Raw genomic sequence first — 14,350 nt, 5'->3', positions numbered from 1 at the left:
GACGGCGCCTGCAGCACCGTGAGGTAAGGGTCATGAATCGCTATGTTTCTGTTCTGGCATTGAGTGGGATCGCCGTGCTCGCGGGCTGTGTCGCCCCGACGCCAAAACCCAATGACCCGTACTACGCGCCGGTGTTGCCACGCACGCCGCTGCCTGCGGCGGCCAACAATGGCTCGATCTACCAGGCCGGTTTCGAACAGAACCTGTACAGCGACCGTAAGGCGTTCCGAGTGGGTGACATCATCACCATCACCCTGAACGAAAAGACCCAGGCCAGCAAGAACGCCAACTCCCAAGTGGGCAAGACCAGTAAGGCCGGCATTGGCTTGACCTCGTTGTTTGGTGCTGTACCCAATGTCAACAACCCGCTGGGCAATGGTGATCTGAGCTTGAATGCCGGCTACAGCGGCGACCGTGCCACCAACGGCAAGAGCGCGGCGGGGCAGGGCAACAGCCTGACCGGTTCGATCACCGTAACCGTGGCCGATGTATTGCCCAACGGCATCATCGCGATACGCGGTGAAAAGTGGATGACCCTCAATACCGGTGATGAGTTGGTGCGTATTGCCGGGATGGTGCGGGCCGATGACATTGCGACTGACAACACCGTACCGTCGACGCGGATTGCCGATGCGCGCATTACCTACTCGGGTACGGGTTCGTTTGCTGATGCGAGTCAGCCAGGCTGGTTCGACCGTTTCTTCCTTAGCCCGCTGTTCCCTTTCTAGGTGGCCACTTTGAAACTCAAACAGCTGATGGCTGCCGCGTTATTGCTGGCCTTGAGCGCAGGGGCCTTTGCTGAGCGGTTGAAAGACATCGCCAGTATTTCCGGCGTGCGCTCCAACCAATTGATCGGGTACGGCCTGGTGGTGGGGCTCAACGGTACGGGTGACCAGACAACCCAGACCCCGTTCACCCTGCAGACGTTCAACAACATGCTCTCGCAGTTCGGCATCAAAGTGCCGGCGGGTTCGGGCAACGTGCAGTTGAAGAACGTCGCGGCCGTGTCGATCAGTGCCGACTTGCCAGCGTTCTCCAAGCCGGGCCAGGTGGTGGACATCACCGTGTCGTCGATCGGTAACTCCAAAAGCCTGCGTGGCGGTACGCTGTTGATGACGCCTCTTAAAGGTATCGACGGCAACGTCTACGCCATCGCCCAGGGCAACCTGGTGGTGGGCGGTTTTGACGCCGAGGGCCGCGACGGCTCGAAAATCACCGTTAACGTGCCATCGGCCGGGCGTATTCCGGGCGGTGCCATGGTGGAACGGACCGTGCCCAGCGGTTTCAACCAAGGCAACAGCCTGACCTTGAACCTCAACCGTTCGGACTTCACCACCGCCAAGCGCGTGGTCGACAAGATCAACGACATGCTCGGCCCTGGCGTGGCCCAGGCCATCGACGGCGGTTCGATCCGTGTTACTGCGCCATTGGACCCAAGCCAGCGCGTCGACTACCTGTCGATCCTGGAGAACCTTGAGGTCGACCCAGGCCAGGCGGTGGCCAAGGTCATCATCAATTCGCGTACCGGCACCATCGTGATCGGCCAGAACGTCAAGGTGTCGCCGGCAGCGGTGACCCACGGCAGCCTGACCGTGACCATCACCGAAGACCCGATCGTCAGCCAGCCTGGGCCATTGTCCAACGGCCAGACGGCGGTGGTTCCACGCTCGCGTGTGAATGCTCAGCAAGAAGCCAAGCCGATGTTCAAGTTCGGCCCCGGCACCACGCTGGATGAGATTGTCCGCGCGGTGAACCAGGTGGGCGCCGCCCCAGGCGACTTGATGGCGATCCTCGAAGCTCTGAAACAGGCCGGCGCCTTGCAAGCCGACCTGATTGTGATCTGAGGCCATGGCCATGGATATGCGCAAGAGCGGGATCAGCAGCACGGCGGACTCGGGGTCTTACTCCGACCTGAATCGGCTTAACCAGCTCAAGGTCGGTGCCGACAAGAACAGCGAAGGCAACATGCGCAAAGTGGCGCAGGAGTTTGAGTCGCTGTTTTTGAGCGAGATGCTCAAGTCCATGCGCTCGGCCACCGAGGCGCTGGGCAAGGACAACCCGATGAACACTCCGGCCGCCAAGCAGTACCAGGAAATGTACGACCAGCAGTTGGCGGTCTCGATGTCCCGCGAGGGCGGCGGTATCGGCTTGGCCGACGTGCTGATGCGCCAGATGCAGAAGAACAAACCGGTGGACGCCCAGGCGGCCACCTTGCAAGGCCCAGAGGCGGCGCAGGCGCCCGCGAAAAAAGTCGATGTGCCGACTGAAATTGCTGCAGGCACCACAGCCGAAGGGCCGTTGGGCCGCTCCAATGGCCAGCGCCCGCTGTGGGCTTACCGCGTGGCCGTGCCTGAAGGCGCCAGTGCTCACGCCAACGATATGGAGCTGATGAACCAGCGCCGTATCGCTTTGCCAAGCAAGCTGACTGACCGTCTGTTGGCCGGCATTGTGCCTAACGCACCGGTCGCCATCGATGCCAAGAGTGCGCCGCTGCGTAATAGCGCCGCCGCCGACAACGTGATCAACAGCACCGCGCACAGCTTTGCCGTGCCGAGCGGGCGCATGCAGGTGTATGGCCGCGCCATCGCCCAGCCACCGCTGGCACCGGCGAAGAAAGCCTTCAGCTCGCAGGATGAGTTCGTTGCCACCATGTTGCCGATGGCCAAGGCCGCCGCAGCGCGTATCGGCGTCGATCCGAAGTACCTGGTGGCCCAGGCCGCCCTGGAAACCGGTTGGGGTAAATCGGTGATGCGCGCCGAAGACGGCAGCAGCAGCCACAACCTGTTCGGCATCAAGGCCGGGCAGAGTTGGCAGGGCGGCCAGGCGCGTGCAATCACCAGCGAGTTTCGTGATGGGTCGATGGTCAAGGAGACGGCGCACTTCCGCTCCTATAACTCCTATCAGGACAGCTTCCACGACCTCGTGACATTGCTGCAAAGCAATGATCGCTATAAAGAAGTTGTGAAATCAGCCGATAACCCGGAGCAGTTTGTACGCGAGTTGCAAAAAGCCGGATATGCAACCGACCCGGACTACGCCAGCAAGATTTCGCAGATCGCCAAAACGATGAACAGTTACCAGAACTACGCTGCCGCTGGCGCGACCACTCATTTATAAGGTCTGAACCATGAGTTTGCTCAATATCGGGATGTCGGGGCTTAACGCCGCTCAAGGATCGTTGTCGGTCCTGAGTAACAACATTGCCAACGTCAACACCCCGGGATACTCGCGTCAGCAGACCACCCAGAACGCCAGCGCCAATAACCAGTACGGTGGTGTGTTTATCGGCACTGGCACCACGCTGGCGGACGTTCGCCGGGTGTACAACGAATACTTGGACACGGCGTACCAGAACAGCACGGCGCTGAATAACGACGCCAAGGCTTATCAGGATCAGATCAGTGCGGTCGATAAGGTGCTGTCGGACAAGACCACGGGCCTGTCCTCGGTGCTCAGTTCTTTCTTCGCTACCTTGCAGACATCGGCGTCCAACCCCAGTGATCTGTCGGCCCGCCAATTACTGGTGACCAACGCCCAGACCTTGAGCAGCCGGTTTAACGCGATCTCGACGCAGTTGACTCAGCAGAAAGAGACCATCAATAACCAGTTGGGCAGCATGAGTGAGCAGGTCAATCAATTGACCGCCTCGATTGCCTCGCTCAATAAGCAGATTTCCCAGGTGCAGGGCGCTTCGGGCAATGCCCCGGCCAACCTGTTGGACTCGCGTACCGAGGCCGTACGCTCGCTCAATGAATTGATCGGCGTGACGGCTACCGAGAAGAATGGGCAGTTCAGCGTGACTACCGGCAGCGGTCAGTCTTTGGTCGAAGGCGGGATTTCCAACACCATTTCCGCAGTGCCGAGCAAGACCGATAACAGCCAGTACACCATCCAGTTGGACATGAACGGTACTACCATGGACCTGGGCGGGGTGATCAGTGGCGGTAGCATTGGTGGCCTGTTGCGTTATCGCAGTGATGCCTTGATGCCCGCCATCAATGATCTGGGGCGCATCGCTATCGCGACCGCAGACACGATCAATAATCAGCTGGGCCAAGGCCTGGACCTGAATGGCGACTTTGGTATTTCGCTGTTCAAAGACATCAACAGTGCCGCCGCCATTGCCTCGCGCAGCCAGGGTGCGGCGGGTAACAGCAGCGGTGCGGGCAACCTTAATGTGTCGATCAGCGACAGCAGCAAGCTGACGACCTTCGACTACAAGGTGACCTTCAGCGATAGCGCCAACCCTAACAAGGTCACGGTACTGCGCTCGGATGGCAAGGCCATGGGCACCTTTGATATGAGCTCCACACCCCCGCCGACGATGGATGGCTTTACCCTCGCGCTGGATGGTAAAGGCACAATGGCGTTTGGCGACAGCTTCAAGGTCAGCCCGACCGCGACCGGGGCCAGCGGTATTGGCGTGGCGATCACTGATCCGAACAAACTAGCGTTTGCCGGCCCGTTGGCGGGTACCAGCGGCAAGACCAACAGCGGTACGGGCACCTTTACCCAGCCGTCCTTGACCGTGCCACTGGATATTCATGGCGGTGCCGACACGGCCCAACTGCGCACGGGCATCGAAAACTCGATGCCGGTGAAAATGGTCTTCGGCAAAGCGGCTGCTGACGGCACGCAGCCTTATACCCTCAACGATGCGCAGGGTAACCCGATCGGCACCGGCAGCATCATTCCGGGGCAGGGCAACAAGATCACCGTCAATGTGCCGATGCGTGATGCCAGCGGTGCGGTCATCCCCGGCAAGAGCTTCAGTTTCGACACCACCGTCAACGGCTCCCCGGCTGACGGCGACAACACGACCTTTGCCTTTAACAGTGGCGGCAAATCCGATGGCCGCAATGCCCAGGAACTGCTGAACCTGCAGACCAAGGCCAGCGTGGGCATGAGCGACGGCAACGCGGGTGTCAGCCTGGTGGGGGCTAATAGCAAACTGGTTTCGACCGTGGGCTCCAAGACTAGCCAGGCTAACGTCGACAGTGCGGCCACCGGCGCTTTACTGAGTGCGAACAAAGAGGCGCGCAACTCAGTGTCGGGCGTCAACCTGGATGACGAGGCGGGCGACATGATCAAGTTCCAGCAGTACTACACCGCGTCGTCGCAGATCATCAAGGCTGCGCAGGAAACCTTCACCACACTGATTAATGCCCTTTAAAGGAGGCTGGGACGATGCGTATTTCTACACAGCAATATTTCGAGACCAGCTCCGCCAAGTATCAGAGTAACTATTCCAGTGTGGTGAAAGCCCAGGATCAGGCAACCACCGGTGTACGCGTGCAAACGGCTGCGGATGATCCGGTCGCGGCGGCGCGGTTGTTGATGCTCCAGCAGCAGAAAGACATGTTGGGGCAGTTCAACGGCAATATCGACACGCTGAAAAACTCGCTGACCACGCAAGAAAGCGTGATGGAAAACATCAATATTGCGATTCAGAGGGCCAGTGAGCTGGCGCTGAAGGCGGGTAACGTTGGCATCAGTGACGCTGACCGCAAATCGATTGCCGCCGAGGTTGGCGCCATTGAGGACCAAGTCCTGGGTTTGCTCAATACCAAGGATGCCAGCGGTAACTATTTGTTCTCGGGGAGCAAGACCGACACCCCTCCTTACGCGCGCAACAACGATGGTACCTACAGCTATCAAGGCGATGACACGCCGTTGAGCCTGAAGGTTGCGGAGAATTTGTCGATCGCCATGGGCAATACCGCAAAAAGTATGCTTGAAGGCTCGGCGAACACGGGCCGTACACAAACGGCACCTATTCTTGTACCGCCAGCGGTCGATGATGGCAAAGTCACCCTATCGGCCGGTCTGATTGCTGCCAACACCAGCTATAACAGCAGCTTTTCGGACGGTCAGCCTTATAAGCTGACGTTTACCAGCAGCACCCAGTACGTGGTGACCGACAACGCTGGCAAGGACATCACTTCCGAGATTCCGGGCAACGGCACTTTTGACTCTACCAAGGAAGGCGCGTCAACGGTCAATCTGCGCGGGGTCAAGTTCGACATCGGGCTGAACCTGGGCAAAGATGCGCTGGGCAAAGACATCCTGCCCGGTGCGCCAGCGGATGCCATCGTCAAAGACCGCGAGTTCAGCCTGTCGGTCAAGCCTGACAGCTTCAGTGTCTCGCGCACCCCGAGCAATCCGAGCACGGCACAGCTGAGCAACGGCACGGTGAGCGATCCGGCGGCTTATGCCAGCACCTTTCCCAACTCTGGTGTCATCGTCAAGTTTGGCGCAGCCGGCGCCTACGATCTTTATGCGCAGCCTTACACGGCAGACAGCAAATCCATCGCCAGCGGTACCTTGGCTGCTGGCGCCACGTCGATTACGGCGGCAGGTGTGACGTTTGATGTCACTACCGCGCCGGCGCCGGCAGCCGGCGACCAGTTTTCGATTGGTGCCACCAGCAACAAGAACGAGAACGTACTCGACACCCTGAGCCATTTGCGCAAAACCCTGGAAACGCCGTCAGACGGCAACCCGGCGGCGCAGAAGGAACTTAAGGATGTGGTGGCCAGGTCCATTGGCAACCTGACCAATGCTTACACTCAGATCGACCAGGCGCGGGGCTCCATTGGTGCGCGCCTGAATACCCTGAGCATCCAAAGCCAGGAAAACACTAGCTTGGATCTGGCAAACACCACGACCATGAACGCGCTGGGCAATGTCGACTTCGCAGAAGCCGCTATCAACTTGAGCCTGCAGCAAACCATGCTGCAGGCCTCACAGCTGGCCTTCGTGAAAATCTCCCAGTTGAGCCTGTTCAACAAGATGTAATCGGCGTCACCCCAAACGGCCCACCCTGGAAACACGGTGGGCCGTTGTCGTTTCTGCGACTTAATTGTTTGAAGGTTTTGCATAAAGCACACAAAATTGAGTGACCTGTGAGTCATAAAGCGCATCTTCACTGTATCGTGTGAAAAGGATAAGTCGTCGCCAGGTCGTTGCGCGCAGGCTTTCAGCGAGATTTTTGCGGGGTTATCCCCTTTATTGTCAGCGCCCCCGAGGCAGTTCGCGGGGTGTTCTCCAGCTATTTAGTATTGGGAAGCCACAATGATTGGCATAAAAAGCATCGCCAGTTACGTGCCGGCAGACGGGATCGATAACTACGCCCAGGGTGCCAAATTCGCCAAGGATGAAGAATTCATCATTGGCAAGATCGGATCGGCGTTCCTGCCGCGCAAGGAAGCTGCACAGGAAACCTCTGATCTGTGTGTCGAGGCGGTCAACGCTTTGTTTGCCAACAACCCGAATTTGAAGCGCGAGTCGATTGACGCGCTGATCGTCGTCACCCAGAACGGCGATGAAGAGGGTTTGCCCCACACCGCCGCCATCGTCCAGGACAAGCTGGGCCTGCCGACCCACGTCGCGGCGTTCGATATTTCCCTGGGCTGCTCCGGCTACGTCTACGGCATCTACGCGATGAAGGGCTTCATGGAAGCCACGGGCCTGAAAAACGGCCTGCTGATCACCGCCGACCCGTATTCGAAGATCGTCGACCCGGAAGATCGCAACACCACCATGCTGTTCGGCGACGCCGCCACCGCCACCTGGATGGGCGAGGACGCGCCGTGGTTGCTCGGCAAAGCCAAGTTCGGCACCGACGGTTCCGGCGCGCCGCACCTTAAGGTCAGCGACGGCGTGTTCTTCATGAACGGCCGCCAGGTGTTCAACTTCGCCTTGCTCAAGGTGCCGGCGCATTTGCACGAACTGCTCAATGAGTCGGACCTCAAGGCTGACGACATCGATGCGTTCTGCATTCACCAGGGCAGTGCGGCGATTGTCGACGCCGTGGCGCGCCGTTTCGAAGATGCGCCGGTGGACAAGTTCATCAAGGACATGGTCGAGACTGGTAACACCGTGTCGTCGAGCATTCCGCTGCTGCTGGAAAAGCACGTGATGGGCGCGACCTGGAAGCGCGTGGCAATCAGTGGTTTTGGTGTGGGCCTGTCGTGGGGCTCGGCGATTCTCTATCGTCCGTGACACCTTAATAGGCTGAACAACAAAACGCCGATGATCAAACGATCATCGGCGTTTTTTTATTGGCGCCAGAAAAGCCAATGAAACCGGGGTTTTAAGCCGCGCTAAAGCCTTGAATTGCAAGGGGTGGCACGGTGCTAGTAAAAAATTTCAAAAAAATCCTCAAGCAACCGGCTACCACGACGATAACTATTACGAAGGTTCTCTAGGCCACACCCGGCGGTTGCCAGGGCCGGAAGCCGCAGTATCCAACTCACGAGGATTTCGTCATGGCATTATCAGTAAACACCAACATCACTTCCCTGGGTGTCCAGAAGAACCTGAACAAAGCTTCCGACGCTCTGAGCCAGTCGATGAACCGTCTGTCCTCCGGCCTGAAAATCAACAGCGCCAAAGACGACGCTGCCGGCATGCAGATCGCCAACCGTCTGAACAACCAGGTCAAAGGCCTGAACGTTGCCATCGCCAACGCCAACAACGGTGTTTCGATCGCCCAGACCGCTGAAGGCGCGATGCAAGAATCCACCAACACCCTGCAGCGTCTGCGTGAACTCGCCCTGCAAGCATCCAACGGTGATAAAAGCGACGCTGACCGTGTGTCCCTGCAGCAAGAATTCACCGCTAAAGTGGGCGAACTGAACCGTATCGCCAGCACCACCACCTTCGGTGGTCGTAACCTGCTGGACGGCTCGTTCAACAACGTAGCATTCCAGATCGGCGCCAACGCCAACGAGACTATCTCGTTCGGCATGACCGACATCAGCTCGACTGCGCTGAAGGGCAACTACAAAGAAGCTGCTGTAAACGGCACTGCAATGACTGGCCTGGCTGCTACTGCTACTGGTTCGGTTGTGACTGACAAAGCTGTCACCACGGGTACTGCTGATGCCACTGTTCTGGCTGGTGAAGCTATCAACATCAATGGCACCGATATTACTCTCGGTTCTGGTGCTGATGGTACCGCCGCTGCTGCCTCTGCTATAGCCGCCATCAACGCACAAACTGCAACCACCGGCGTAACTGCCAGTGCCGATGCTGCAGGTAAAGTAAGCCTGGTTTCCGACAAGGCTATCGTTCTGGCAGCACCGACTGCCGGTACTGACGGTCTGGGCGCTCTTGGGTTGACTGCTGGTACCAAGGCTGTCTCCACCAACATGACTGCTGCCGGTTCGGTTACTGTAAATGGCAACGCTGTAGCGTGGGCTGTTGGCGATACCAAAGCATCCCTGCTGACCAAGCTTGAAACCGCAGCTGGTGGCACCGCCACTGGTGCTTCCGCCACTTTCGGTGCAGACGGTCGCTTCAAAGTAACTTCGGGTAACGGTGCTGACATCAAACTGGCCAACACCTCCGCCGGTTCCCTGTCCCAACTGGGTCTGTCGGCTGGTACTACCCAAGCCAAATTGACCGCTGACACCTCCATCGATGTGAACGGTGTTGAAGTCAAGTTCAAGAAAGGTGATACCGCTGACGCGATCGTTTCTTCGATCAACAGCGCCAGCACCGGTGTTCAAGCCAGTAAAAACGCTGACGGCACCCTGAACCTGTTCGCTGACAAAGACATCACCATCAAGGATGGCAGCGCCGGCACTGGCCTGGCTGCACTGGGTCTGACCGCTGTTGCAACGGCCGGTACCAAAACCGCCGTCACCATGGAAACCAGCGTTTCCGACCTGAGCATCCTGACTGCCGCTTCTTCGCAGCAGGCTACCCAGGCTCTGGACGATGCCATGCAGCAGATCGACAGCCAGCGTTCGCAGCTGGGTGCCGTACAAAACCGCTTTACCAGCACCGTGGCCAACCTGCAGAGCATTTCGCAGAACTCCTCCGCTGCCAAAGGCCGCGTAGAAGACGCTGACTTTGCTTCTGAAGCGGCTGAACTGACCAAGCAACAAACCCTGCAACAGGCTTCCACTGCGATCCTGTCCCAGGCCAACCAACTGCCATCCGCTGTACTGAAGCTGCTTCAGTAATATCGGCTAGCGGTTAAATAACGGGAGGGTGCGTTTAACGACGTGCCCTTCCGTTTTTTCAGTTTGGAGGTGGTGACATGGACATGAGCATTAAGCTGAACACGCCTTACGCCTCTGGTACAGCCCAGCCTAGCCCCGCACCGGTGGCTCAGGCAAAGACTATAGCCAGCACCAGCAGTGAACCCGTCCAGGGCGAAGAGCCACAACGCGTCGCGCTGGAAAAAGCGGTAACCGATATACGAGAGTTTGTGCAGGCTTCACAGCGCAACCTGGATTTTTCCATCGACGACAGCACTGGCAAAGTGGTCGTCAAGGTGATCGCCACTGACAGTGGTGAAGTGATTCGACAGATACCATCGGAGACAGCGCTGAAGTTGGCGCAAAACCTGAGCGATGCCAGCAGCCTGTTGTTTGATAGCAAGGCTTGAGTTGGCACGAAACATGTCTCTGATAGCGGTCAGGGCGTATAAGCGCCAAAAAAACGGCCGCCGCAGGACAAGGAGAAAGGCAAATGGCTAGTTCAACGATTTCCGGCCCAGGTTCGGGCTACGATACGCAAGCTATCGTCAAGGCGTTGGTGGGGGCTGAGCAAGCGCCCAAACAACAGCAGATCACCAACGAGCAAAAAACGGCCACCGTCCAGTTGTCGGCAGTTGGTTCGATCAAGACGGCGTTGGAAGCCTACCAGGCGGCGATCACCAAGTTGAACAACGCCTCCGCGTTCAACGGCTTGGCGGCGACTTCCTCGGAAGAGAAAAACGCCAAGGTCACGTTGGGTGACGGCGCATCCAGTGGCAAGTATGTGTTGAAAGTCGCTAACCTGGCGACCGCTTCGAAAGTCACCACGGCGGTGAATGTTGATGGCGCGTCGGGCAAGGCTAACAGCACGGACGAAGACCAGACGCTGACCATCAACCAGTCGGGCAAAAGCTACGATGTGGTGATCCCTGGCGGCGCGACCCTTCAACAGGTACGCGAGTCAATTAATACCCAGCTCTCGTCCCAAGGTATCAGTGCCAACGTATTGAGCGACTCCAATGGCGCGCGACTGGTATTGACCTCGACCAATATGGGCGAAGGCACCGACATTACCCTCAGCGGCGATTCGCAACTGGCCACCGGGTATGACAAGGGCGCGGCGCCGACCAATGCCAAGTACTCCATTGATGACATCGATATGTCATCTAACAGTAACAAAATCACGTCGGCGATCAGTGGCGTGACGCTGGAGCTATTGGACACCATTGACCGCAACAAGCCAACGACCATTACCGTGGCCAGCAACACTGACACGTTGAAAACCTCGGTGCAGTCCTTTGTCAGCTCATACAACACGCTGATGACCGCCATCAATACCCAGACTAAAGTCACTGCAACCGGCGATGCGTCGACCACCACCGCGGGTGCCTTGACTGGTGATGCATCGATGCGGCAGTTGGTGAACAGCCTACGCTCCGAGCTGATCAACGGTTCCGGTGCAGGCAGCATGAGCAGCCTGGCGCAGATGGGTATAACCACCGACCAGAAAACCGGCCTGCTGAGCCTGGATGACAAGACGTGGGACAAGGCTGTGGTCAAGGGGGCGGGTGATATCGCCAAGCTGTTCACCGGCGACACTGGCTTGATCACGCGCATGAACAAGGCGACCAAGAGCTATGTGGGCACCACTGGCACCCTGGCGACACGTGCTACAGATCTCAATAACAAACTGACTGACTTGACCAAGCAGACGGATGATCTGAAGCAGCGTATGGATGCATTGCAAAAATCCCTGATGGCCAAGTACACGGCGATGGACACCATGATCGCGCAGATCAACGCCAGCAGCAAAAGCATCATGACCACCCTCAACTCGCTGAACAATCCGAAGTCGGACTGATAGACGGAGCGCGCGCAGGCCCTGCTTCAGGGCCTTGGCGCAGGGTTCTGGATTAAAGTTTTTATCGCCACGGTCGAAAAACTGGTTAAGCAAACCTATTCGATTGTCGCCAGTTACGAGGTAGCAACATGAACCCGATGAGAGCCCTTCGCCAGTACCAGAAGGTCAGTTCCCATGCTCAGGTCTCCGAAGCCAGCCCGCACCGCCTGGTGCAGATGCTGATGGAGGGTGGCCTCGATCGCATGGCGCAAGCCAAGGGCGCATTAGCTCGTGGGGATATCGCCCAGAAAGGGTTGATGCTGGGCAAGGCGATTGAAATTATTTCTGGCCTGCGCGACGGTCTGGAGCCGGAAAAGGCCGAGGATCCGGCGGCAGTGCAACGGTTGGACGCCTTGTATGAGTACATGAGCAATCGTTTGGTCGAGGCCAACCACGTGAATGATGTCGAGATGATCGACGAAGTCGCCCGTCTGCTGATCACCGTCAAAACCGGCTGGGATGCCATCGCTCCACAATAAGGCGGATCGCCTTGAGGTACACATCATGAGCCACGCACTGCAACGCATCGACGAAACCCGCGAAGCCCTGATCGGCGCGCTGGCGGAGCGCAACTGGGAAGCCGTTGGCGAGTTGGACCTGGGTTGCCGCGCAGTGATTGATGAGGCGCTCAGCGAGGCGCCGGAAGATGAAGACGCGCTGCGGGAAAAGCTGGAAAGCCTGCTGGCGGTTTATCAGCAGTTGCTTGAGGTAACCACCGGCGAGCGTCAGGCGATTTTCGAAGAGATGTCGCAGATCAACCAAGCTAAAAATGCGTCAAAGGTTTACCATCTGTTCGGCTGAATGGGCTCAGTTAATCCGAACGGCGCGTCATATATTTGACTGTGTTCGCATTTTTGACTTAACTAGTGCTGTTTTCAGATTTCAGACGTCTAGTAAGGTAATAAGTCTTACGGGCGTCTTGATTGCCCTCACTCTGGGGCAGGAAGTTTTACTAGGGAAGTTGCTATTGCATGTGGCGTGAAACCAAAATTCTGCTGATCGATGACGATAGCGTCCGCCGCCGCGATTTGGCGGTGATTTTAAATTTTCTTGGTGAAGAAAATTTGCCCTGCGGCAGCCATGATTGGCAGCAGGCGGTCAGCTCTTTGTCATCGAGCCGTGAAGTCATTTGTGTGCTGATCGGGACGGTAAACGCTCCTGGCGCAGTTCAAGGCCTGTTAAAGACACTGGCGACCTGGGATGAGTTCCTTCCCGTGTTGCTGATGGGCGATATTTCTTCCGTGGACCTGCCGGAAGACCAGCGCCGCCGCGTGCTTTCCACCTTGGAAATGCCGCCCAGCTATAGCAAATTGCTCGACTCGCTGCACCGTGCCCAGGTCTACCGCGAGATGTACGACCAGGCCCGCGAGCGCGGCCGTCACCGTGAACCCAACCTGTTCCGCAGCCTTGTCGGCACCAGCCGTGCGATCCAGCACGTGCGCCAGATGATGCAGCAAGTGGCCGACACCGACGCCAGCGTGCTGATCCTTGGCGAGTCGGGCACCGGCAAGGAAGTGGTTGCGCGCAACCTGCACTATCACTCCAAGCGCCGCGACGGGCCTTTTGTGCCGGTCAACTGCGGGGCGATCCCGGCAGAGCTGCTCGAAAGCGAATTGTTCGGCCATGAGAAGGGCGCCTTTACCGGGGCGATCACCAGCCGTGCCGGGCGTTTCGAGCTGGCCAACGGCGGCACCTTGTTTCTCGACGAAATCGGCGACATGCCGCTGCCGATGCAGGTTAAGCTGCTGCGCGTATTGCAGGAGCGCACCTTCGAGCGCGTGGGCAGCAACAAGACCCAGAGCGTCGACGTGCGCATCATCGCGGCCACGCACAAGAACCTCGAAAGCATGATCGAGGTCGGCACTTTCCGCGAAGATTTATACTACCGCCTCAACGTATTCCCCATCGAGATGGCCCCGCTGCGTGAGCGCGTGGAAGACATCCCGTTGCTGATGAACGAACTGATTTCGCGCATGGAACACGAAAAGCGCGGCTCGATTCGCTTCAACTCCGCTGCAATCATGTCCCTGTGCCGCCACGGCTGGCCGGGCAACGTCCGCGAGCTGGCCAACCTGGTGGAGCGCATGGCGATCATGCACCCCTACGGTGTGATCGGCGTGGTCGAGCTGCCGAAGAAATTCCGCTACGTCGATGACGAAGATGAGCAGTTGGTAGACAGCCTGCGCAGTGACCTGGAAGAACGCGTGGCCATCAACGGCCATACGCCGGACTTCGGTTCCACCGCCATGCTGCCGCCCGAAGGCCTGGACTTGAAAGACTACCTCGGTAGCCTCGAACAAGGCTTGATCCAGCAGGCGCTGGACGATGCCAATGGCATCGTTGCGCGTGCCGCCGAACGCTTGCGTATCCGCCGAACCACCCTGGTTGAGAAGATGCGCAAGTACGGCATGAGCCGTCGAGAAGGTGATGAACAGGCAGATGATTGACGCCTGTTTTT

At 58.1% G+C, this 14,350-nt stretch carries 12 protein-coding genes; all 12 read left to right on the top strand.

Going from position 1 to position 14,350, the window contains the following annotated elements:
• Positions 1-32 precede the first annotated feature (32 nt).
• Positions 33-728, top strand: coding sequence for a flagellar basal body L-ring protein FlgH (gene flgH, locus KZH41_RS22205; protein ID WP_094951601.1), 696 nt, complete (start codon positions 33-35; stop codon positions 726-728).
• A gap of 27 nt (positions 729-755) precedes the next feature.
• Positions 756-1,844 carry a flagellar basal body P-ring protein FlgI gene (locus KZH41_RS22200; protein WP_094951622.1) on the top strand — a complete coding sequence of 363 codons (1,089 nt, stop codon included), beginning with the start codon at positions 756-758 and terminating at the stop codon, positions 1,842-1,844.
• A 4-nt stretch (positions 1,845-1,848) separates the two neighbouring features.
• On the top strand, positions 1,849-3,117 hold the full coding sequence (flgJ, locus tag KZH41_RS22195) for a flagellar assembly peptidoglycan hydrolase FlgJ (protein ID WP_094951602.1): 1,269 nt from the start codon (positions 1,849-1,851) through the stop codon (positions 3,115-3,117).
• A gap of 10 nt (positions 3,118-3,127) precedes the next feature.
• A complete protein-coding gene (gene flgK / locus KZH41_RS22190) occupies positions 3,128-5,173 on the top strand; it encodes a flagellar hook-associated protein FlgK (RefSeq protein ID WP_094951603.1) in 2,046 nt (681 codons plus the stop codon).
• Between the two features lie 14 nt (positions 5,174-5,187).
• Positions 5,188-6,798, top strand: coding sequence for a flagellar hook-associated protein 3 (locus KZH41_RS22185; protein WP_263273714.1), 1,611 nt, complete (start codon positions 5,188-5,190; stop codon positions 6,796-6,798).
• Between the two features lie 276 nt (positions 6,799-7,074).
• The gene (locus KZH41_RS22180; RefSeq protein WP_263273713.1) at positions 7,075-8,004 is read left to right on the top strand and encodes a ketoacyl-ACP synthase III; all 930 of its coding nucleotides are present in this window, start codon (positions 7,075-7,077) and stop codon (positions 8,002-8,004) included.
• A 266-nt stretch (positions 8,005-8,270) separates the two neighbouring features.
• On the top strand, positions 8,271-9,974 hold the full coding sequence (locus KZH41_RS22175; protein ID WP_263273712.1) for a flagellin: 1,704 nt from the start codon (positions 8,271-8,273) through the stop codon (positions 9,972-9,974).
• Between the two features lie 77 nt (positions 9,975-10,051).
• Positions 10,052-10,402 (top strand): flagellar protein FlaG, encoded by a 351-nt coding sequence (locus tag KZH41_RS22170; RefSeq protein WP_263273711.1) that lies wholly within the window; start codon positions 10,052-10,054, stop codon positions 10,400-10,402.
• Between the two features lie 83 nt (positions 10,403-10,485).
• On the top strand, positions 10,486-11,853 hold the full coding sequence (gene fliD, locus KZH41_RS22165) for a flagellar filament capping protein FliD (protein WP_263273710.1): 1,368 nt from the start codon (positions 10,486-10,488) through the stop codon (positions 11,851-11,853).
• Positions 11,854-11,981: 128 nt separating this feature from the next.
• Positions 11,982-12,371: a flagellar export chaperone FliS gene (fliS, locus tag KZH41_RS22160; RefSeq protein ID WP_263273709.1), complete on the top strand. Its 390-nt coding sequence runs from the start codon at positions 11,982-11,984 to the stop codon at positions 12,369-12,371.
• 25 nt (positions 12,372-12,396) lie between these two features.
• A complete protein-coding gene (locus KZH41_RS22155; protein ID WP_263273708.1) occupies positions 12,397-12,693 on the top strand; it encodes a flagellar protein FliT in 297 nt (98 codons plus the stop codon).
• Between the two features lie 170 nt (positions 12,694-12,863).
• Positions 12,864-14,339, top strand: a complete 1,476-nt coding sequence (locus KZH41_RS22150; protein WP_263273707.1) for a sigma-54 dependent transcriptional regulator — start codon at positions 12,864-12,866, stop codon at positions 14,337-14,339.
• The last annotated feature ends 11 nt before the right edge of the window (positions 14,340-14,350 follow it).

Source organism: Pseudomonas sp. YeP6b (genome assembly GCF_025642995.1).
Lineage (GTDB): Bacteria > Pseudomonadota > Gammaproteobacteria > Pseudomonadales > Pseudomonadaceae > Aquipseudomonas.
This window is presented reverse-complemented; position numbering and strand designations above follow the sequence as displayed.